Here is a 20,188-nt window from a genome sequence, read left to right on the forward strand (position 1 = left end):
GATCACATTAATAACAAGTGTGTTGAATGGTATAACCAGCATCGCCAAACCATAATACTGTAGCCGGAATATCTGATGTCCCTGCTGGGCACGAATAAGTTCCTGTGATGGGATTAGTCGACGCATAATTATTCCAACCGTTAGTTGTCGGGGGAACATAAAAAGATATTGTAGCTTTCTGAGATTTCCATGCGCCATTGGCGCAGGATAATAAATTCCCTGACAAATCTCGGGCAATATCGCCATTTTGTAGAATAAAATTATCACTGGAATTATTGGAAGAATTTTCATCCATAACACCGGTGTTGATGACCACTCCTTCACAGGGTGTCCCACTTTGAGCAATATAGTTGGGCCGGAAAACCTGACCACGAATATCTTTTGTAGCATTAATCCTGCCGTCTTTACTCATATAGGCGTTGACAGCATTATTGTTGGTATCATTCCCTGAGCTGACCGTGCCGTAAGCATGCACGTCAGCAGCGTTATCGATATTGTTACCGCCCATATTCAGATCTGTTTCCATTGTGTTTAGCTCAGGATGTCCAGCGATGGCGTCTCGATAGAGATAGTTGGGATTGTTATTGGCATCATCAGCAGAAGCCAACAGTCCGATCAAATGCCCTTCACCGGGATTGGGGAAGCCGGAAATGACCTGAGACCATGTGCCACTGGCCCCGACTGCCATGTTGGAATTAAGACCGTTGAGCAATCCGTTTGGCGGAACATACCCGCCCTGCGCCCCGGCTTTCAGGGCTATGGCCACAGCATCCTTGGCTGAGAGGGTCTGTCCATTGTACGAGACGACGCGACCATCGAGTACACCACTCGCTGACTGGGAGATGTAGACAACCCATGTCTGGTTATATGGGTTGGTGGCTGTAAAACCAACCGGCAGATCGTGTTCGTTGATCAGGGTGGCAAGTGAAACGGTTGTAGAACTGCCGACTGGTATTCCGTTGATCAGATCATTACTATGAGCACGGATATATTTTTTTACACCGCCAAGTAGTATTGAGAATTGTCCGGAAGTAACGGCATTAACAGAACGCCGGTTTCCATCCTGAACCATATTGAAATATTGTGCTGTCGGCCACAGAGCCAGCATAATGGCCGCAAGCGCGGCAATGATGGAGGGCATTTAAAACCTCGGACCAGTAAACGTGACGACTGAAACAATATCCCCTTCAGGGACAGAGATCGGCAGGTTCCCCATGTTCCCATAGAATGGTGAGGACCAGGACGTTCCGTGTGCAATCCCGATACTCCGGTCCCCATCGGCCAGCCTGATCGTGTCAGAAATGACGTTAGCGGACAGAGGTATCCACGTTACGATCGTGGTGCCGCTCCCATTTTTGGAAACATAGTTTCCTACATTCGGTAGAAACTGTTTATCCTCAGACATTCCAATATCAGCCATATCAAGTGAGCCAGAGACGTTGGGGTGCCGTTCAACGAAAAATTGCACGGCACTCCTGTAGGCCAGCCATCTCTGTGCCGGATTGTCTGTTTCTTCATGGATATTTTCCTGTAGGGCGAGAACGATCAGTTCTTTTTCCTGAGCAGAAATTCCAAGAAGCAGAGCAAAGGCAAGAATGATGTAGGCCATGACAATTAGCTGTCGTGTTCGAAGATAATTGTTGTGGTTGAAGCCGAGGAGCCGGCGTCGCAGGCCAGTGCGATACTGGAGGCGGCTGCGCTGTCTGTGGGGTCAATTGATCTGCCGTTGATGCTTAACATGTTGGCACTTTGTGAGCGGGCAAAAGTTGCGCAGTCATCGCTGGAGACTGCGCTCCATGTGGCGATGAAGCCCATTCCATTCCCCGAAGGTGCTAATGTGACGTAGGAGTTGGGCCATGGACCTTTGATTGTGCTTCCATCACCGTTCAGCATGCCTTTGGGGACCAGTGAGGCTTTGATTGCGACAGAATTGTTGAGTCCACTAAAGTTTTTGGCGGTTAGGCCGCCTTGGAAAAACCCATCAATATTGGTGACCATTTCGCTTTCCCAACCAGCAGCAGTCTGACTGTTGGATTTATGAAAAGCTTCGTAAACACCAGCCATGACGAGAACCAGAGCCAAGGCCTGAAGACCATATTTGGAGAGAATGGAAACGATAAGATCCATAACGGGATATCCTTAATTGAGGAAAATATTGATTTAGAAAGACATCGAGTGAGAGAGATCCGCGCCGAGGTTGTCACAGGCAGCGCCAAGAATGACGACAAGGCTGATCATGATCAGGATGAAGAGCTGTTCGGCTTTATTTGCGAAAGCGATGGTGCGTTGCTCTGTTGCAGTCGCCCATATCGTTGCCGTCTCATGCAACCGGATATAGCCTTCCTTGCTGACCCAGTTGGCTTCCACGTCATCAATGATGCGTGGAGACGGAAATTCGAAACCTGTTGACAAGAGCGCATCGGGAAATGTCAGACCATTAACCGTGAGGTTGGTCAGGATCGCCTCAAGGCGTTCTTTAAGCCACGGTGACGCGGCTGATGCCTGTATCCGTAGAGCTTCTTTGTCCGGAACCTGCGCAAGGACGAGTGCCAGAAACGCGGTAATCCCGACGTATCCCTGAACATCCCTGTACATGGACCACGGAGGAAAGCGTTCGAGGACAACCCGGACATGTCCGGTTGCGCGCCGCAGACTGAACCAGATGGCTGCGGCGAGCAGCAGGAGTAGCCCTAAGGAGATCGGAGCGTACCACCCTGTTGCCAGATTGGAGGCGAATACCAGTATCTGTTGGCTGGAGCTGGGGTGTTTCGGGGCCATAGGCCCAGAAACCAGACTTGGTAGTATCTGTGTTCCCAGTATTCTCAGGAAGGCATAGATGATCACAAGGTACATCAGCGGCTGAGTGATAGCCTTCATTGAGGCCTGAACCATTGCACTGGTCCGTCCCTTGGCCTCACAGAGCAGCTGCAGGGCCTCTGGGAGCGTTCCAGCCTTTGCTCCGGCGTACATCAGCATGTATTCGTCATCAGGTACATACGGACGAAAGGCATCGACCAGCATTTCACCATGATTCAGATGATAGATGATGTCATCGATAATACGCGGGATGACTTTCTGCTTCTTACGAGCGGACTGCGCTGCAAACATGCGTAGGATGTTTGTTTCCGAGATATGGATACGCAGTCTTATCGCCAGCATCTGGTAGAGCGTTGACCGGGCTCTCCAGTTGAAAAAAATCAGAGCGTTCAATCTGAACCACAATGAGTTTTTACGATGCTGACGCTCATAGTCGATGTCAGTATACCGGATCAACATTACTGTTTCTCCCTCACTGCACCATTGCGACGTTCCTCAAGCACCTTTTCCTTATCCCTGATACGTTCAACGATGGTGTTGACGTCAAATGGGTCAAGTTTGCCTTCAGCGACAAGTTGCATCGCCGTTTCCAGAAGAGATGGGTCGGCATCCGGTCGCGAGCGGTACCGGTGACGTGCAACATTCTCACCATACCTGACGAAATCAGTCATGAGTTCGGCATCGGTTTCGATCACTTCGGCAACGCATGTCCGGCCGGAGATGCCTGTGCCATAACAGTGCTCACAACCTGTCCCTATGCGTCTGACCAGCGTCATGTCCGGGCACCATGAAGGGATGGCCTGATTGATGATTGTGGGAAGCCGTGGGTCGTCCTTTGTCCATGGGACAGCACAATGAGGGCAGATAACGGGGACGAGGCGCTGGGATACAATGCCTCGGATGAGTGATACGTTACATGTCGTACCAAAACTGAGGCGTGTGAAGTCCATGAGCTGCAGGCGAAGTGGCAGACCAAACGGATCATCCACATGGCAGGTAAATGCGACAAAATGACCCGTCTGAACGGCCGCAATACAGGTTAATGCGCCATCGACGTCTCGCACTTCGCCCAGACCAATGTCGTCAGGATCCATACGAAGTGTATTACGCTGGCGCTCACGCAGTGCGCGACCGTTCTCTTCTTCATTGTCAGTATTGGGAATGTCCAGCTGGATAGCCCATGGCATATCCAGTTCAACGGGCTGCTCAATCGTGACAATATTCCGGCCGGGCTGTACGCGGGCCTTTTCTGCCCAGATTTCGTACAGAGTAGTTGTTTTGCCGTGTCCGGTTGGTGCTGTAAAAACCAGAGCACCAGATGGAGACATTGCGATACCCATCAGGCGGTCAATCTGGGGCTGACTAAACCCATAGTCCTTCAGACGCAGGTGACCTCGCGGTGGCTTCATCTGGTGCAGGTTGCTGTAATTTCCCCGGATGCGTCTGTTGACCCCTTTTTTGATGGACTGCAGACGCAGGATCATGAACCATCCGCCCTCTGAGAGAGGGGCGCATGGACCACGCACGATACGGACGTTATCCAGACCTGTACCTTTGAGGATTTCCCCTGAGATACCGCCGTCCTGAAACTGACTATCTGTAACAGACGCAGCCTGTGAGGACCCCAGACGGTACATGGCGCGCATCAGGCGATCTGCGAAGGGATTGTCCCATTCATGGGCAATCATGTATCGTCCGTTGATACGACAGGCGACTTCAGTATGCTTTGAGAGTCTCCTGATGCGGATATCAGATGAATTATAACCACCGATCTCCGTGAGAAGTGCCAGGGCCCGGTCACGGACTTCCACGTCTTCTTTGGGTGTTTCCATGATGGCTGAGTTCTGGTGAGCGTGTTCCATCTTCTCAGTGACATAACTTAGAGGAACATATTTCACTTTAACGCCACGAAACCCTTCTACGTATCGTAGGCTATCAAGCCATTGCAGAAAGTACAGACGACCTTGAAGCTGCCTGTTAACGAAGACAACTTTTTCCTCACCATTGGTTTCAATATAAAGCTGCCCTTCCATACTTCTAGGTATATCGATGACAACCTGCGTTTTATTCACGGTCAGGTCATGATCATTATCTTTGACCGACCCGCCCATCAATCGTGACCAGATGTTGCTCATGATTTAACGCGCTCCCTTGTCTGAGGATAAGGACAAGGCGGGCCCATCTTTCATGGCGACGTGGATCTGGTAATCTGTGCTTTGTGAACCACCCTGCACGCCGGCATTGATCTCGCGACCAAGACGTTCGACGCTGATATTTTGAAATGCGTCCCATGGTATTTCTCTGGGGTCTCCCTGCCATGGAAAGCTGATCATATAAGCACTATGGTTTTGACCATGATCTCCCTGCACAAGGTTGGTCGTCTTGATGGACAGATTGGTTTCGGACTGCTGGATGAAGGCGATGAACGCCCTGGCGTCACCTGTCGCATCGTGTGGTACCCCATGGATTTTTTCAAAAGGCATCAGGGGATAACTTGATCGCACTGAATTGCCATTATTGAGCATCAACCCTATCGGGGCTTGCGCCAGTGTGCCTCCAGTCCGCTGCCAGATGGCACTCAAGGAGCGTCCCGCACATTCCCAGTTTGTTAATGTCCACCCGTCTTTATAAGGAGGGAGAGCATATGCATGATGCATACATATCCTGACCCACTCGGCGGCCGAGGGGTCATCGTGTATGGCAGCCTGAGCCTTCTGTCTTTGCAAAAGGAGGCTGCGTCGTGCCTCTTCTTGAAGTCGGGCCAGATTACGTTCATGCAGAACATGGAAGCTCTGGAGTGTAATCAGGCCGCATAGGGCAAATACACCAGCAGCCACATAATATGGCTTGAAAGAAATCGAGTGGATTTTTATGGGTGCGGCAGGCAAAGATTTCAGGAAGTCATCAACACACTCGTTTTCAATAGTAAGCGTTTTTTTAAAATTGTACCCTTCAAGAGAAGATTTGTAACCGGGCAGATCGTCATCATCAAAAAAACTATCAGATCCCGGCAAAGGCAGAGCGTTTTCATCCGTGGCCATAACCCATGTGCCGGGAGGACCAAAGTCACACTCCACATAAGTCAGGGCTTCACTCTGGGCCAGTACAGCCAGAAGAAGGCTTTCTGTTTTTCGTTTCGCTGCTTTCCCGCCAGATGCTGTATCAGCGAGCATCTTTAGATAACCAATCCGGTTTTGCTGGTGACGCGGCCGGATGTAATGGGTCATGCCCATTTTCAGAGCTTCCTGCCGGACAGCAGGTAATGACGGCCTTCTGGCATAGGGCACCCAGCGTAGCCCCCCAAAAAAAGCCCGCTGCCCTGTTGCATCGGTTACGAGAATCGCCATTGTTCAGCTCTTCTTACAGAGGGTTGCCAAATGTGGAGGACTGCTGCGAGGTTTTGCTCGATGGCAAAATGAAGGGTTTGCCATTCCGAGTGACGACCACACTCCCGTTTTGCGTGATGGAGCTCACAATGCTTCCATCAGGCAGCCGCGTGCCTTTTATCGCTTCAATAGACTGTCCATCGGGCATACGAAGCATACCGGTCAGTACAGTTCCGCCCTCCCAAAGAACGCCGTCCACGCTTGCAGTTGGCGCCTCCTCTGGTGGATGATCCGGCACGTTCAGACCTGCCGGGCGTTGCATGTTTGGTGCCGTTTGCTGTGGCTGTAGGTATGGCATTCTTGTCGGGATCAGATCATTCCGACCGCCCGCAGTCGGAAATGCCATCTGTCCTTTTGACCTGCGTTCGTTATCAGCAATGGCAGCCAGAGCTTCCGAAATTTTCTTTTGTGTTTCGACAACGGTCTCACAGGCATTGTTGGCATCAATCTGCTCCTGAGACAGGCGTCCTCCAGGACCGGGTTCCTGGAGGTGTTGCGTGCAGCTCGGCGCATCAGCCTGAGCGAAGACAGGAATAAGAAGACCTGTTGTACAAGAAAGCAGGACAAGCTTTTTCATAGTGTGTGCGCCTCGACTGTTACGACAACATGTGTTTTGTCGATTGTTGCGTCTCCGCCGCCGCCGAGTACCCAGTCCAGCGCAGAGCCAACGCCGTTGCGTTTGCGCGATGTCGCATCATCGACGTAGCCACTGAGGACGAGAGTGCTGTTGTTTTGCAGGGAAACGGTGTCGTCCAAAGACGTGCTGGATGTCTTTGGGGCCTGTATGGAGGATGAGCCGCTGGTGATGGTGGTAATGGCCTGAAGTGTCTGCAACAGGAAGTTCAGGTGCAGCATGATCCGGTTGTCGATAATTTTGGGGGTTACAGACCCCATGAATCCCGACATCACGACGCCAGGGGACAAAGAGTTGGAGCTGCCCGAGTTTGTGGCCAGAACCGACGAGCTATTAGCAAGGTATGTGGTATTGATACCGTTCTGGAATGGCGCGGTCTGATTGTTGGTCGTCACCACCGAGCGGTCATATTGCTCTGTCACGTTGCCGAGTTGCTGCAATGCCTGCACGACGACTTTCGAGCCAGAGAAGAGCCCCCCTGTTCCTTTGCCCGTATCGAGAATGGAAGCCCCGAAAGAGAAGGGAGTATCCGTTGTCTGCAATTGCGGGATGGAGGCTGGTGTTGATGTCAGTCCAAGCAAGCCACCATGAGAGGCGAAGGAGAATGTCGGGCTGAAACCGTAGTTGCTTTCGTGAGAAATCTTGACCGTGTAAACGTGTACTTCGATCGCAACCTGTTTAAGCATGTCATCACGTAACCCCTCGACCCACTCACCCACGCGGGCAATCTGATCTGGGGTGCCGGTTACAGACACAGTGCCTAGTCCTTCATCGGCGACGACTTGAGCATCACCAGCAACTACTGACGCTGTTTTCTGGATTGTCTGCCATTTGTTGGTTTTGCTATGAGCGATGATCGAAGCCATCCCGGAGGATTGTCCGGACGACCCGCCGCTCCCCCCACCACCGCCAGATCCGCCAGATCCGCCATATCCGCCAGACATCATGGAGCTTCCACCTCCCATGCCAGACGAACCGTTCCCGCCCCCTGTATAGGCTACGATTGAAGCATCTGACGTCGTGTCGCCCGAAAATGCCGGGATCGACCAGGTTTTTGTCAGTGTGCGATAAAATTCCACTTTGCCGTCAACCCAGCGCTGCCAAACGCCAAATCGTGTCGCGAGTGTCTGAAATACGCCCTCACGTGTTCCCTGATACTGAAGCCACAATCCAACTCCAGACCACATGCCAGATGCTGATGACGCGACCTGAGGGGTAGGGCGACCATAAGACCGTTCTATTCCGCCCGAATTGATAGGATGTGTCTGAACTGCAGATCCACTGCCAGCCCCCGGGGGAGGAGGGAGGTCCGCTATATTGTAACCGGTGTTTCCACCAGACGCGGGCATGTCCTGCTCTGCATCCTGTGCCACACTGACAGGGATGTGTGTGACACGGCTGGCAATAATGGCAGCGTCCCGCAACGAAACGGGGCGTGCGAGTGTAATACCTGCCGGATGAAGGAGTATTTCCGGAACTTTATTCACTTCATGCACTGTGTCGCCCAGTAGCCAGGGCTTGTCTGAGACGGTCACGACCGGTCTTTGTGGAATTTTATAGTCTCGATCAATGGCCTCTGCGTCTCGTTCTGTTTTGCGCACTTCATTGAAATCTGCGCATCCAGTCAGAAGTGTCAGGCACGAGACTGTTGTGAGTAAGGCTGATGTGAGCTTCATTCGCTCCGCCCCCCAGGGCTGGTGACAACCAATGTATGATTGGGTGTGTGGAACTCAGCCTGAATGGATTTCCCCTCATCGGAAATCGTGTGAATGATCTCACTCATCACTTTCTGATAATCGCCATGGAAAGAGGTCATTGCTGGTACCATCCAGTTCAGGTCGTGCGGCCAACGGACAATCCATCCAGCGCGATCTCCCCACGCAATCATCTGCTCGCGGATGGGCTGGCCTTCGATAAGTGTCCATTCTTCCTCAGGTGGCCTGAGTGTTACGACAGGCAGTTGCTTGCCTGAGGTTCCGGCCGGCTTAAGAGGAATCGTCCTGACCTGATCGGTATTTGGAATTTTGAGGATGAGTTGCTGGCCATTATGGATGGTGCAACTTCCAGCACGCTCGAGTGCCCCCTCTGCGTTATGGCCATACAAACATGTTGCTTCGGCGTCATCGACATCAAGTTCGAGAAGAAGATTCTGCCCCACAGGGCTCACTGCGTAACGAACTGTATGCGCACCAGGGTAAGACATTCCGTCCGGAGACAGCGCAAAGCCACGTTCGCGTAGGGTATCAGTGAGCAGGACGGCCGTATGGTTAGGGTCCGGTCCATCGTAGGCCGCTAGGCGTATAATGCTCTTCGGTCCGTCCATACTGTTGGCAAGAATGTCAGCGATGAAGACCGTCAAAGCCGAAGCATCCCTGAATGTGGCGCCAGCGACATGTGATGTTGTGGCAGGTGTCTGATCAGCACAGCCGGAAGCCATGACTAACAGCACACCTGTAGCAATTTGGCGGGTGAGGCGGCTCACTCCGTACCTCCATGGGTTATGTGGATTTCAGGAGCTTGTGCTCCGTTACCGATGAGCAGAGCGTCATCAACAGGGCGTGGAACGACGTAGGAATCGCCAACAACTGCGTAATCCTGTGCGTTGGTGGCTTTGGGGGATATGACGACCAGCCTTGGGGCAGCATTGATCCCGCCGGGGGGAAACTGGATGTAAGTGTGGCCGGCTTCGCGGTAGACCCGCATGGGTTTCCACGGAGCAGAACCGGTCATGTGATATGCAAAATCCGGTGTGCCGGTCATGCCGTGTTGGGGCATAATTTCAGGTTGGGAGAGAGGTTCTCCGGGTGCATGAGTGAACGCGATGGTTCTCATGCTCTCTCCCTGAGCTGACAGGATCATATTATAAGTATGCAGGCTGCCTTTGAGCGTCATGTCTGTTTGGGCTGCCTGCGCACCGGGGTCGATGGCTACAGCCCAACCCTGATGGATGCCTTTACCCCCCCGGACCAGATCGACATGCCAGTTCGCGCTGTCGCCCAGTTCGAGGCCTGACTTCACGGCAGTTTCCCCTCGGTCCAGCCGAAGGATGCAGATGTCTGGGTAACGGCAATTTATGGTGGGTGTGCCGTCACCAAATCCGAACCATGTGACCCCCCCTTTCCCCGGTAAGGGGACTGCCACGCGATGTGTCGGATCAGATTGGACAGATGGCTGTGGTGGAAGTGGGGATGATGCAGCCACAGCCAGCTTAGTCTGAACTTGTGGAATATTGATCGGCACGTGTTTATCGAGACGATCGTTCAGGCTCGCCATGAACGCATGCACACGATCAAGGCTTTCCTGCAAAGCCTTCTCCGGGGAAGGGAGGCCTGGCGTGGCAACGGTCACGGGATCAGTATCGTGTGCCGATCCGCAACCGGAGAGTGACATGGTCATCATGAGGAATACTGAGCATCGTTTCATAAGCCCAGTATCCAATACCTGCTTGTGAATACGCGCAGGCCTCAGGCGGCTTCCCTCAGAAGAGCTCCGATACCCTCGGCATTACAGATTTCCTTGCTGATCTGACTGATCACGCCACCAAGCGCCTGTGTTGAATCCGTCGCACCGTTTCTGATCATTGCGTCGCGACGACGGTTGATTTCGTCTGACGCCGAACCCTTGGGGAAAATGCGTGCCAGCCTACGGCGCGCTTCACTGGATCCAATGGCGGTGTAGACGCGTCGCCTCAATGCGACATCCTCAGGGTTAGTGGACAAAGCCCAGAGTTCGATAGGGCCGAGCATGTTCAGCAGATACATTTCATAAAGTTGATTGTGGACCAATATCTGGATAATGAGTGGTGATCCTGTCCCATCTCTGTTCGGTCCTTTCAGGCCATGGTGGACAATGTTGCGAGCTGCATTGCTCAAGCCAAGGATATTGGACACTTCGGTTGCTTCTTCGGGGTTTGCGACACCCAGAATGAAACGTGCGGTTGAGTGTTGGGTGAGATATTCGCCAAAATCGGTGATTTTCTGACTGGTGAGGCCGATTCTGACATTGAGCTTAGCGGCACGACGGGCTGCCTCTTCGAACTGTTGTCGAATGAAAGGAGCTTTGACTGTGCGTTGGAATTCGTCGCATTCCAGACGTTTAAAGCTTTCCCGGAACTCCCTGAATCGCTCGCGATGGATGCTGCGGACACATTCTGGAGCCTGTTCTGCATCTTCGGGGTCAAGGAAGAAATTGCGCGAGATAATCTGGAAACCCATGAGATACATGAGTTCTGTCTGACGCTCATTTGCCGCCCCCTCGGGAGCGACCCGGTGGATGTCCAATGCGACAATTCGGGCGTCACCTAGATCCAGACGGGTGGGCTTATTGAGTGTGGGGTATTTATCGATGAAGGAGGTAATGTAGCGGCGGAATATCTCCAGTCCTTTTTCCTGGCCGGCCGTAGGCGTATTGGTCCCGTAATTCCCCCAGACACGGTCTTCCTGGATTGCCTCCAGAAGATCATGAATAACGGGTACTGCGTGTTGTGTCGCCATACGGGCGTGGCGGATGTCTCCTCGTTCAGCGAAGTAATCCGCTACCTGCCACCATGACGCATGCCGGGGGAATGAGACATCGAGCTTGTCCAGTACGGCGTCCAGAGTCTTGTTTTCCGATTTTCTGTAAGGCTTCGGTTTGCCAGACACGCTGTCTTCGGCCAGATCATAGGCAGCTTCAATGGCTGCATGGATGATCTGATCCATCCCTTCAAATGTGGATTTATCCTCGGGCATGCAAACCAGTGACAGGAAGTTCTTGAGGAATCCCATGTGATATTTGAAGGGGCGCCGGCAGCAGGCTTCGGTGTCGAAGATATTGTAGGCATGTTCGGGTATGAAATCGTACGGGATGTACACAGCCAGATGTGCATGTTCGCGTGGTAGACCATGGACAATCAGGTCGATGAAGCCACTTGTCGCATCGCCGATGTCCAACTTCCCGATCAGAGGGAGCTTGACGCCAGTGTCAGTCAATGTTGCACTGCTCAGGACTGTGGCCAGTAGTAGCGCATTGGCAAGCATGGATTTCCCGCGCCGTGAGGGTGCGACAAAAAGATCCAATGTCGCATCCCGTCCTTCACCAGCCGGATCAAAGGGGACAATCCGACCATCTGCGGCCCGAAGCAGGGCGGCGCCATGCTCCCAGGGTCGTGCAGGACGCGCCCATGGAGCCATAGTCAGTGTTTTGTCCAGTGGCGCAGCTGTAGGCGGTGCTGTCGATGCCAGTGCAATGCCGGGGACAGAGGAGAGAGTGCCTTCGAGGGGATCTCCACATTGCCGCGTCGCCTGTGCCCCTCCCCATCCGTTAATGCCCTGCTCAAGTCTGGAGGCACGGTTGCGTAATCTGTCAGTATCACCTGCGTCAGCAGATGTCGCAAAAGAAACCCGGAGTTTGACCACAGCCTGACGTAACGCGCGCATATGGGCGAGTTGTTGAAAGGCATCGTAGACCGCGCGGTTCTTGCCGAACCGCAGCAGGGTCGAAACATGCTCCTTCCAGGCCATATATGACGGTCTGACCCCTTCAATATGCATGGTCATGCGCCATGGTAGCCGGTAGGGGGCCAGATGGGAGGTCAGTTCAGTAAACGGCCTGACGTCATTGGACGCCATGGTCATGTCAACTGGAGTCCAGTCCAGGCACCCCAGCCTTACGGTCTGAAAGTCCGGGGTAAAGGCGTCTTCTTTGAATAATTGCTCGCGCACAGGTGGCCAGAGTGCATCGCTGATGTCTTCCGGCCGCTCTTTGTCAGGTATGATATTCAGGGGAGGATCTGAGGGGAGTATTGGGGACCATTTCCCCGAAGCCGTTTCGGGGTAGATCTCGGTGCGGATGACTGACAACGCTTCTTTGGGTGGGAGTTCTGAGAGAATAACCCCTCGGCTTTCAAACACCTTCAGGACATGTCCAACGAACGCGCCGTGAATTGTTGCAAGCTCCTGAGAGCCAAGAGTGGGATTTTGCGCATCACCGAGGTTGGGTAGGCCCCGAGCTGCTTTTTTACGGGCTTTATTGGCAGATGCGGCTTCAGCCTTGGAGAGGCAGCCTGTTCGGCTCCACAGCACGAGCCATATCCGTTCCTGGCGCATATAGGGCGTTAGAACACGCTCACGTTCAGTGAATATATCTTCAAAATCTGCCTGAAGAGCCTGAGCTATGGTCCGTCTTTCAGCAAGATTATCCTGCATGAAGACTGAGGCGTCAGGGTCTGAGACATAAGTGAACTGCAGGGCGTGACCGGGATCAGTGAAGGATGCGCCAAGATCAATCTGAAGCTGTTGGGCTGCCGTCTGAATTTCGTCACGGCTGGCAAGACGCTTCATTCCGCTGATTTTTACAAGTGTGACATAATCCCCTTCATACGTAATGAGAGATTTATCATCAGCCGTTGCCAGATTACAAAATGAGGTCAGGTCTTTCCCGGACAGTTCGGATATCCATGCACAGGCCCGCAGAAATGTCTCAAATGGCTTGAAACCAGACGATGTGACATCTTTGAATGATGTTGAAGACAGGTCTTTTTTTTTGACCGGTGTCAGAAAAGGAAACCTGAACATTGGCTATTCCCGAAAGGTGATGAGTTCTTTGAAATCCTCTCCGTGCAAGTCGAACCAGGGTTCAAGCGGGAGAATGCGTAAGCCGGAAACACGTTTAAGGCGCAGAAACAGGTTGTATTGGGGAATTTTCGGGGCAACGCTGCGTAATGCGCTGACCTGATCCGTACCGATCATCCGTTTTGCGCTAGAGCGTAGCTTTTCGAGTTCAATCAGAAGATTGCTGGCGCTGGAGGCCATCGACAGCTGAAGCGGTGTCGGGTCGGTTGAGACATAACGGGCAGCATACGCTGCCCGCAATAATCTGCTCAGGAATCCCTGATCAATATGAGGCAGCCAGATCAAAGCACAGACTGCGTCAATGTCGGGTTCATCAACACTGTATGCTGGAGCGCATACAGTGCAGAATTTTTGTCCCGATACGGTCATACTGACACCATGGATGCCGCAGCAACTGCAACAGGACTGTGTATCCAGAGCCTCATGTGTCAGGGTCAATGTCCCTGAGGATGCGCGACAATGCTGAATGAGATCCGTCATTATCGGTCAAACGTCATCATGCGCTGTTCGCCAGTGACTGTAGGACCTTCATTCCAGAGTGAAAGACTGGCTGTCCGGACAAGGAAAGGAAAGCCGATCAGCATTGTTCCGCAAAAGAATGCAAAACCAATCTTGGACATTGTTGTCCCGGCATTATTATTTTTATGTTTCTGATATAAAGAAGTAATGCCGGAAAGTAGCAGAAAAGCACCGCCACTGAAGCATATTGCGTTAATGAGATATGCGACTGCTCTGTTGGCGCGATTGGTAGCCGCTTCTGCAATTTCATCTGCAGCTTGAGCATGCGCGTGTCCGATCAGTAACGGCGCGAGTAGAACAATCGCGATCAGCACCATACCGACACGGCGGTTTGTCAGAATTTTGGTCATGATTACCTCAGTATGAAAAATGGATACTTTCACTGGATGAGTCCAAGCTTGCGGCAAGTTGCCGTGGTAAAGGTTTCTGCGTTCATCAGAATGAACGAGCAGATAATGATTATGAGATTAAGAGAGGTGGACGAGTTGTTCTTGCCTTTCATGCTGCCGATCTGTCGGACCAGCCCCCAGTAGACAAGCAAAGCGCCATAACAGGCGAAATACATCCTGAAGAGGTGCATGAACGAAATCAGAAGGGCGGTAGGGCCTTTATTGATTGCAGTCTGAATATCGTCCGAGGAAAAGCGCATGGGAGCGCTTCCTGCTGACCCAAGGCTCGCATTGCTTGCGAACCCTAGTGTCGCATTGCCCATGTTCAGGAACTCCGGGAATGACAAGAGGGAGGCGCCAACAAAGATGAGACCGAAGCAGACAAGAGGATTGTTTACAGGACCGTTCTCACCTTTGCCCCGCCCGTAGAGCCCATAAACACTGCCCAGAAGGAATGACCCACCAGTGACATAGCAAAGCGTTGGCAACAGATACGCCAGCGCATTGCCGATGGACTGCGCAAAAGCAAAAAGAGCTTCCATCGCTGTTCAGCTCCTTATCGGATCGTGCCGTGCTCTGTTTTAACGACCCAACCGTTACCAGATGCAGAGACAGACAGGACGTTGCCCCAACCATCCAGACTGGTTCCAGGTTGTACGCGCAAAGGCGTGCCAGAACTGTCCATCAGAATGGCAATATCGGGAGCGCCCGCCTGCACGGTATAATGCGGCAGAGGGGCTGGAGCCGGTGCTGGGCTTTTGGTGCTTTTTTTCGCGGAATGGTGTTCGGCTACCTCAGGTGTGACATCTTTGCTTTTTTCCGCGACGGGTGTGCTGACTTTGCTCTGCACTGGAGCTGCACCGGGTTGAGGTTCGGTTTTTTTCTGGGTTTCAAGGAGGTCTTCACGGTGCTGTAATTCATCCAGCCTCCCATCTATCTTACCCAGACCGGTTGAAACCCGCTCATTCAGGGCTTGCTGTGTGCTTTCGAGCCTGTCCTGAAGCTCTTTCATCTGATTGGACATTATGTCCAACTGCTTATGCATCTCGATGAACAGCCTGTCGCTGCCGACGTCCTGATGTGATGCCTGCGTATCGTGCACATCGTTCAGACTGGACGCCATCGCCATCCGGTCCTGTATGTGTGTATCGGTGATCGAGTGGACATCGGCAGATGTGCCGGGTGTTGATGCGGGTTCAGGAGCCGCTTTTGCCTCGATTGCCGGCGGGTTTGCTATGGATACTGCTGGCAAAGCCGGTGTCTGTGGGATAGGTGCAACGGAAGGAAGCTGCATTGGAGTGTTATTCTGGGTCCCGGCCACAAGAGCGGGGTTATGAGTTACTTCGTTGCTGGCAGTCGTCACAAGGTCCGGTGGCGTGAGCCCAGAAGAGGTGTTCTGGATTTTTGGAACGATCATTGTGGGTTTTGTGGCGTTGTGACCCATAAAGGGTGGCGTGAAACCCGCCTGATAGGTCCCGAAGGCAACGACTGCGACTGACGCAAGAAGGAGAAGTCCAGGCTTGCGATATTTTGCGAAGCGGCCGGATAGGTTTGCGGCCTGAGGCATGTCTTCCTCTTGAGAAAGACGCGTTCTTGTCTGATTTTTGTCCTCACTGGGAGCGTGGCTGACATCTTGCACGTCAGGCCGGGCCTCTGGCTTTGCAGTCTCCTGAATATTTCCTCCAGATGTACGCAACATGGTGACACCTGAAGTGTCTTGCTGGATGGACATGACATTACCTCGCATGGAAAAACTCCTGTTGTTTTTCCTATTGTGACGCATCAGGTTGTGAATGCCGTTACTGGCTATAGACAGGCTGATCGAACAGGATTCCGACCGTATCGCCTTTCAGGAGTTTGACTGTGGCGGTCTGTGGCGTTTGCTTTTGCAGCAGTTGCCCGATTTCCTGACCCATAGTCCCGGCTGCGGCTCCCATCTGTTGCCCGAGATTGAGGTGTGTGAAGGATGTCATGCCATATCCTCCTGAGTAGCTGTTTGTATTGGAGTTCATCATGGCATTGCCCAATCCCTGCACAAAAGATGCTGCTGCGGGCAGTATGATTCGTGTTGCCAGATGCTCGTTCACTTCAGAGGCGACACCGGTTTCCGCGGTTTCGGGGGAAACAACGTAAGCAGAAACAGAAATCGGGTCTTTTGCGCCGATCATCAGTGAAGTCAGCCGGATGACCAGCCTTTCATTTTGCATCGTGAAGGTTCCGCTAATGCGCGCTTTGCGGAATGGCCCTGTGTCCACTTCAAGGAGGACTTCCTTGCCAAGGTCACTGTTGGAGGTGATGACGGAGTGTCCGTACACACCCCGTCCAGCGGGAAGCAACACTCTGCCTCGTGCGTTCTGTGAGGGCGTTTTCGCCGCTGCACTATCCCCCGATGCAGTTGTGTCGGTTTTGTCCAACGCAGTTTGCCGATGTCCACCTATCAACCCTGTGGTGTTTCCCTGTGTTGCGGCAATGCGTTCGATCGTCGCTGGATGTCCTGTCCATGCTGCAAGTAACTCCATTTCTGCCTGTGTGGACAAACCTGCCGCTGGAGTTGGTGAGCTCCGCTGCATTCTGGTCGTTTTTGGTGGGTGGGTCTCCACCGAGGCAGAGAATGGATCTGCGACTGGAGTAGGTTCTGGCGGTGGAGGAGGAGGAGGCGGGGAACGATCCGATGCAGGCGGGGTTTCAGCCTCGTGAGGAGAAGGTGGTGCCGAGGGTGTTGTTGTATATGGCGTATCACCGAGTTCGCGCACGGCTGGCGCGGGCAGGTCCTTGCCGGTCAGGGATGCGGTGTAGGACTTTCCTGCCTTCAGAGCATCGGATGCAGCCTTTTTGTCCTGTTGGGTTGCCAGCTCGTCCAGCTTCCTGATGTGGTTCCCACCACCTGCGGGGCTCACCATTGTGGGCGTTGTCAAAGCCGTAGACTGGGGTTTGTGAGCAGAGCTGTGCGTGAGAAAATAGAAGACGCCCATGATCAGGAGTACGAGCGGCACCAGATATTTTATGAGTGAACGAGAGTCATCAAAACTCGCACGCAAAGGAGATATATTCTCCGGCGTTTGTTTCTCACTCATGAGTATCTTCCTTGAGAGATACAGGGATGCCTTGCCTGCTTGGGGAAGAAACCAGAAGCCGTGAGGTCAGAGGGATCTCATAAGCTGTTGTCTCATAAAGGCTCTGATGATCAGAAAAGGCGGGGGACGCGAGCTGGTAGGTTGTTCTGAGATAGATTTTGTTGGCGATCTTCCATGCCCTCAAATCATCAGGACTAACCCCCGATACAAGCATCGGGACAGCTTCAGCTGGCGGCGTGCCATCCAGAATGTTTCCCATCAGGCTTGAGCCGGTTGAGGGTGCTTCCGGGTCTGTGCTGACGATATCTTTCGCATTTGGCCCGCGCTTATTGATACGGACCGTCATGTCCGCATCATAAGATCCCGTACCAGCAACAATCAGAAAGCTGACCGGCTTTGGAGCGTCTTTCAGGCTGACAAGAATGCCGCCATGTGCGTATCTGGATATTGGCGTCAGTTGTAGCACATTAGACCCGGCTTCAGGCACACAGGCACTTATGCCCACGGCTCTGACCGAAGCGTTATGGCCATCCCCTTTATCATCACATCCCCCGTTTTTCTTGGTTGTGATGTCCCATGCGATGGGCCATGGCTGGCCCGTGGAATCAACAAAAGAAATGGAAGCCGGGTAATCCTGCGCAATCCTGACGATGTTGACCTGTGCTCCGGATGAAAATGAAATGGTCACTGAACGAGATACCGGACTGACCAATCGATGAGGGTCATCAGCACCATCAAGGGCCTTTTGACCGGCATCAAAGCGATCATAGAGGCTGTTCATCGCACCTGGCGGCGCAGGAAGGCTTGTGTAGAGAGGATCAACCTGATTACGTGGGTTTTCTTGATCCTGTTGTGCCAAAGCATAGCAGGGCCAGATTAAGGCGCAGCTGATGCTCACGATGGCCTGACGGATGTGACATCGCATTTATTCACTGCCATTTGTCGCACGAGGGGCGTTAAGCTCTGAAATGATCAGTCCATCAGGATGAAGGGGATCATTGGTCCGCGAGATTGTAATTTTTACTGACAGAATATCGGTCTTTTCCCCCGAAGCATTTACCCAACGCAGGTACATGGGGAATGAGACATGCCATTCATAATCGCCCTGTCTGTTTTTTCCCTCTTCGACAATAAGTGCTGCACTTTTCAGGGAAGCCGTCAGGATCACCTGTTTTGACTTGATGAAGTCAATATTCCCGGGGTCTCTAAAGGCGCTACCCCATGAGTTCCAGGCTGCGACCGTGAAATCGCGTGAGGCATGATCCAGATGTCCTGCATAGTCCAGCCAGTTCATGGTGTAGAGACTGGTTACTTTATCAGCAGCCCATCTGTTGATCTCTGCATCGCTGAAATATGCTTGATCCGTAACAATGAGTTCGCGTGGTTTTCCAAAAGAGTCATGATAAACGTATTTGACACTGGGCCTGTGGGTCACTTCATACGCAATGATGAATCCCAAAAGGCAGTTCACGCCCAGTGAACAGGAAAAACCGATCATTATGCATTTGATGACTTGCCGCGCGAATGCCGGGTCATTCAACCTGCGTGTAATCGCTGCATATGTGTTTTTCATGTCAGATGAAACTGATTTTGGTCAGGAAATCTTTGGAAGTATTCGAGACCGAACCACCAATGGACCAGTCATCCATTTTGGTCTCTCTTCGATTGAGCGCAATTCTGCCCTGAAAACTGTAGTGTACAGTGCGCGTGTCACGTGGGCGTACAAAAAAGAGTTTTTTGGTGAGGCGGCACAGTTTTTGAACCATCATCCCGACGAGTGTCTGGTTTTCGGGTTCAGCAAAAGGGTCTCTATGTTTGCTGGAGCTTATTATTGGCAGACCACGCCGATCAGGCATGCCCGCACGCCGTGCGGCCTCAGCGATTGCGGTCGTTTTTAAACCGAAGAACTGTGCAATGCAGGTGGGAGAGTAAAGACGCTTCCAAAGGCCAGCGAGAGTGGCAATCGCGTCATTTGTCCAGATTATTCGGCCTGATTTTGACCGTGAAGCAGGAGAAAGAAGATAAGAGAACCCTCGGTAAAGGGTTGCCTCTAGTTCAGAAATGTGCGGGGGGGGGGGGGGGCGTTCATTGCAATGGCGGCTTTAGCCGCCCGACCGCTACGCGGTCGATGTACACCCAAACGGAGTGCTTTGCGCCGCACGGCTGAAATCGGACGTCCGATCAGTCCAGCGATAAAGCCAACTTCTGTCCCTCTTGCATAATCACGCGCAAGGTAAAGTTCCTCATCGCGGCTCCAGCGTGGGCGGGACTTCTGTTCATCCGTGCCGGATGTTTTCCAAAAAGACTGGAATAAGCTTGCCGTCCCTGAGAAAGGACGAGGGAAAATCCCTCTCTTGGCTGCTCCGGCAGCTTTGAACATGGTTGGCTCCTGCTCTGCGCATCTGGAATATCTTTTCCCCGTATCATAGGTATCAGGGGCAAATCACCATATTTTTGCCATTGTGCAATGGAGCACCAATACAGTCCGTTTTCTGTAGTTGTTGATATAGTACCGTTTTTTGTTTCGGCCACCATTTTGGTATGGTCGCCATGTACCCGGCGCATGGCGGAATCACAAAAATCCCACTTCTGAACTTGGTCTTTGCGCGGGTTTGTCGCGTCGAACCGTATTCACATATGGGGGCTTTATTCTGTCTGACATGTTCATAACGAGGGAATATGTCAGGTGTCACAAAGTCAGACTTTGTCCAAAACTGCACGGAGCCCGAAAGAGTGGCTGACGCGCGAGTATGCACAG

General features: G+C 52.5%; 21 protein-coding genes. 2 read left to right on the plus strand and 19 right to left on the minus strand.

The genetic code is table 11. The features are described from left to right. Nucleotides 1-7 precede the first annotated feature (7 nt). The 15 genes from pilV to PY793_RS09595 form a co-directional block, all read right to left on the minus strand. Nucleotides 8-1,141 (minus strand): shufflon system plasmid conjugative transfer pilus tip adhesin PilV, encoded by a 1,134-nt coding sequence (gene pilV, locus PY793_RS09525; RefSeq protein ID WP_275177848.1) that lies wholly within the window; start codon nt 1,139-1,141, stop codon nt 8-10. Next, nucleotides 1,142-1,609 (minus strand): type IV pilus biogenesis protein PilM, encoded by a 468-nt coding sequence (locus tag PY793_RS09530; RefSeq protein ID WP_275177849.1) that lies wholly within the window; start codon nt 1,607-1,609, stop codon nt 1,142-1,144. It abuts the gene before it with no gap. 5 nt (nt 1,610-1,614) lie between these two features. After that, entirely contained in the window at nt 1,615-2,127 is a 513-nt protein-coding gene (locus PY793_RS09535) for a type 4 pilus major pilin (RefSeq protein ID WP_275177850.1), read from the minus strand. 33 nt (nt 2,128-2,160) lie between these two features. Next, nucleotides 2,161-3,276: a type II secretion system F family protein gene (locus PY793_RS09540; RefSeq protein WP_275177851.1), complete on the minus strand. Its 1,116-nt coding sequence runs from the start codon at nt 3,274-3,276 to the stop codon at nt 2,161-2,163. Next, a complete protein-coding gene (locus tag PY793_RS09545; protein ID WP_275177852.1) occupies nt 3,276-4,952 on the minus strand; it encodes an ATPase, T2SS/T4P/T4SS family in 1,677 nt (558 codons plus the stop codon). The genes PY793_RS09540 and PY793_RS09545 overlap by 1 nt, the downstream gene beginning before the upstream one ends. 3 nt (nt 4,953-4,955) lie before the next feature. Beyond that, entirely contained in the window at nt 4,956-6,050 is a 1,095-nt protein-coding gene (locus PY793_RS09550) for a type IV pilus inner membrane component PilO (protein WP_275177853.1), read from the minus strand. A 127-nt stretch (nt 6,051-6,177) separates the two neighbouring features. After that, nucleotides 6,178-6,780, minus strand: a complete 603-nt coding sequence (locus PY793_RS09555; protein WP_275177854.1) for a hypothetical protein — start codon at nt 6,778-6,780, stop codon at nt 6,178-6,180. Beyond that, on the minus strand, nt 6,777-8,513 hold the full coding sequence (locus PY793_RS09560) for a pilus assembly protein PilN (RefSeq protein WP_275177855.1): 1,737 nt from the start codon (nt 8,511-8,513) through the stop codon (nt 6,777-6,779). The genes PY793_RS09555 and PY793_RS09560 overlap by 4 nt, the downstream gene beginning before the upstream one ends. Then, on the minus strand, nt 8,510-9,319 hold the full coding sequence (locus PY793_RS09565; protein WP_275177856.1) for a toxin co-regulated pilus biosynthesis Q family protein: 810 nt from the start codon (nt 9,317-9,319) through the stop codon (nt 8,510-8,512). Before PY793_RS09565 ends, PY793_RS09560 begins: the two co-directional genes overlap by 4 nt. Beyond that, a complete protein-coding gene (locus tag PY793_RS09570; protein ID WP_342803920.1) occupies nt 9,316-10,260 on the minus strand; it encodes a TrbG/VirB9 family P-type conjugative transfer protein in 945 nt (314 codons plus the stop codon). The genes PY793_RS09565 and PY793_RS09570 overlap by 4 nt, the downstream gene beginning before the upstream one ends. 41 nt (nt 10,261-10,301) lie before the next feature. Then, nucleotides 10,302-13,391: a type IV secretion protein DotO gene (locus PY793_RS09575; RefSeq protein ID WP_275177857.1), complete on the minus strand. Its 3,090-nt coding sequence runs from the start codon at nt 13,389-13,391 to the stop codon at nt 10,302-10,304. A 3-nt stretch (nt 13,392-13,394) separates the two neighbouring features. Then, entirely contained in the window at nt 13,395-13,733 is a 339-nt protein-coding gene (locus tag PY793_RS09580) for a hypothetical protein (RefSeq protein ID WP_275177858.1), read from the minus strand. A gap of 194 nt (nt 13,734-13,927) precedes the next feature. After that, nucleotides 13,928-14,317, minus strand: a complete 390-nt coding sequence (locus tag PY793_RS09585; protein ID WP_275177859.1) for a hypothetical protein — start codon at nt 14,315-14,317, stop codon at nt 13,928-13,930. A 29-nt stretch (nt 14,318-14,346) separates the two neighbouring features. Next, entirely contained in the window at nt 14,347-14,898 is a 552-nt protein-coding gene (locus PY793_RS09590) for a hypothetical protein (RefSeq protein WP_275177860.1), read from the minus strand. Between the two features lie 14 nt (nt 14,899-14,912). Continuing rightward, entirely contained in the window at nt 14,913-15,650 is a 738-nt protein-coding gene (locus PY793_RS09595) for a hypothetical protein (protein ID WP_275177861.1), read from the minus strand. A 39-nt stretch (nt 15,651-15,689) separates the two neighbouring features. Between PY793_RS09595 and PY793_RS09600 the strand changes: the two genes are divergently transcribed. Then, a complete protein-coding gene (locus PY793_RS09600) occupies nt 15,690-15,854 on the plus strand; it encodes a hypothetical protein (RefSeq protein ID WP_275177862.1) in 165 nt (54 codons plus the stop codon). A 301-nt stretch (nt 15,855-16,155) separates the two neighbouring features. Here the strand turns inward: PY793_RS09600 and PY793_RS09605 are convergent, their stop codons facing one another. From PY793_RS09605 to PY793_RS09615, 3 genes are read right to left on the minus strand one after another with little or no spacing between them, the layout of a single operon-like run. After that, nucleotides 16,156-17,430: a DotG/IcmE/VirB10 family type IV secretion system protein gene (locus PY793_RS09605; RefSeq protein WP_275177863.1), complete on the minus strand. Its 1,275-nt coding sequence runs from the start codon at nt 17,428-17,430 to the stop codon at nt 16,156-16,158. Beyond that, the gene (locus PY793_RS09610; protein WP_275177864.1) at nt 17,423-18,328 is read right to left on the minus strand and encodes a DotH/IcmK family type IV secretion protein; all 906 of its coding nucleotides are present in this window, start codon (nt 18,326-18,328) and stop codon (nt 17,423-17,425) included. The genes PY793_RS09605 and PY793_RS09610 overlap by 8 nt, the downstream gene beginning before the upstream one ends. A gap of 27 nt (nt 18,329-18,355) precedes the next feature. Next, complete coding sequence (locus PY793_RS09615; RefSeq protein ID WP_275177865.1) at nt 18,356-19,003, minus strand: DotI/IcmL/TraM family protein; 648 nt, start codon at nt 19,001-19,003, stop codon at nt 18,356-18,358. Between PY793_RS09615 and PY793_RS09620 the strand changes: the two genes are divergently transcribed. Continuing rightward, nucleotides 19,002-19,328 (plus strand): hypothetical protein, encoded by a 327-nt coding sequence (locus tag PY793_RS09620; RefSeq protein ID WP_275177866.1) that lies wholly within the window; start codon nt 19,002-19,004, stop codon nt 19,326-19,328. The genes PY793_RS09615 and PY793_RS09620 overlap by 2 nt on opposite strands. Nucleotides 19,329-19,480: 152 nt before the next feature. On the opposite strand, the gene PY793_RS09625 is transcribed toward PY793_RS09620, so the two are convergent. Further along, entirely contained in the window at nt 19,481-19,810 is a 330-nt protein-coding gene (locus tag PY793_RS09625) for a hypothetical protein (RefSeq protein WP_275177867.1), read from the minus strand. Nucleotides 19,811-20,188 lie beyond the last annotated feature (378 nt).

The sequence above is a fragment of the Acetobacter fabarum genome (assembly GCF_029069195.1).
In the GTDB taxonomy this organism is placed as follows: Bacteria; Pseudomonadota; Alphaproteobacteria; order Acetobacterales; family Acetobacteraceae; genus Acetobacter; species Acetobacter fabarum_A.

Excerpts from the sequence above, each read along its gene's own strand:
- PY793_RS09575 (WP_275177857.1), bottom strand. The coding sequence starts at position 13,391 with ATGTTCAGGTTTCCTTTTCTGACACCGGTCAAAAAAAAAGACCTGTCT.
- PY793_RS09595 (WP_275177861.1), bottom strand. The coding sequence starts at position 15,650 with ATGCAGCTTCCTTCCGTTGCACCTATCCCACAGACACCGGCTTTGCCA.
- PY793_RS09545 (WP_275177852.1), bottom strand. The coding sequence starts at position 4,952 with ATGAGCAACATCTGGTCACGATTGATGGGCGGGTCGGTCAAAGATAAT.
- PY793_RS09530 (WP_275177849.1), bottom strand. The coding sequence starts at position 1,609 with ATGGCCTACATCATTCTTGCCTTTGCTCTGCTTCTTGGAATTTCTGCT.
- PY793_RS09540 (WP_275177851.1), bottom strand. The coding sequence starts at position 3,276 with ATGTTGATCCGGTATACTGACATCGACTATGAGCGTCAGCATCGTAAA.
- PY793_RS09585 (WP_275177859.1), bottom strand. The coding sequence starts at position 14,317 with ATGACCAAAATTCTGACAAACCGCCGTGTCGGTATGGTGCTGATCGCG.
- pilV (WP_275177848.1), bottom strand. The coding sequence starts at position 1,141 with ATGCCCTCCATCATTGCCGCGCTTGCGGCCATTATGCTGGCTCTGTGG.
- PY793_RS09605 (WP_275177863.1), bottom strand. The coding sequence starts at position 17,430 with ATGAGTGAGAAACAAACGCCGGAGAATATATCTCCTTTGCGTGCGAGT.
- PY793_RS09600 (WP_275177862.1), top strand. The coding sequence starts at position 15,690 with ATGAGTTACTTCGTTGCTGGCAGTCGTCACAAGGTCCGGTGGCGTGAG.
- PY793_RS09590 (WP_275177860.1), bottom strand. The coding sequence starts at position 14,898 with ATGGAAGCTCTTTTTGCTTTTGCGCAGTCCATCGGCAATGCGCTGGCG.
- PY793_RS09560 (WP_275177855.1), bottom strand. The coding sequence starts at position 8,513 with ATGAAGCTCACATCAGCCTTACTCACAACAGTCTCGTGCCTGACACTT.
- PY793_RS09620 (WP_275177866.1), top strand. The coding sequence starts at position 19,002 with ATGTCAGATGAAACTGATTTTGGTCAGGAAATCTTTGGAAGTATTCGA.
- PY793_RS09535 (WP_275177850.1), bottom strand. The coding sequence starts at position 2,127 with ATGGATCTTATCGTTTCCATTCTCTCCAAATATGGTCTTCAGGCCTTG.
- PY793_RS09550 (WP_275177853.1), bottom strand. The coding sequence starts at position 6,050 with ATGGGCATGACCCATTACATCCGGCCGCGTCACCAGCAAAACCGGATT.
- PY793_RS09615 (WP_275177865.1), bottom strand. The coding sequence starts at position 19,003 with ATGAAAAACACATATGCAGCGATTACACGCAGGTTGAATGACCCGGCA.
- PY793_RS09555 (WP_275177854.1), bottom strand. The coding sequence starts at position 6,780 with ATGAAAAAGCTTGTCCTGCTTTCTTGTACAACAGGTCTTCTTATTCCT.
- PY793_RS09570 (WP_342803920.1), bottom strand. The coding sequence starts at position 10,260 with ATGAAACGATGCTCAGTATTCCTCATGATGACCATGTCACTCTCCGGT.
- PY793_RS09625 (WP_275177867.1), bottom strand. The coding sequence starts at position 19,810 with ATGTTCAAAGCTGCCGGAGCAGCCAAGAGAGGGATTTTCCCTCGTCCT.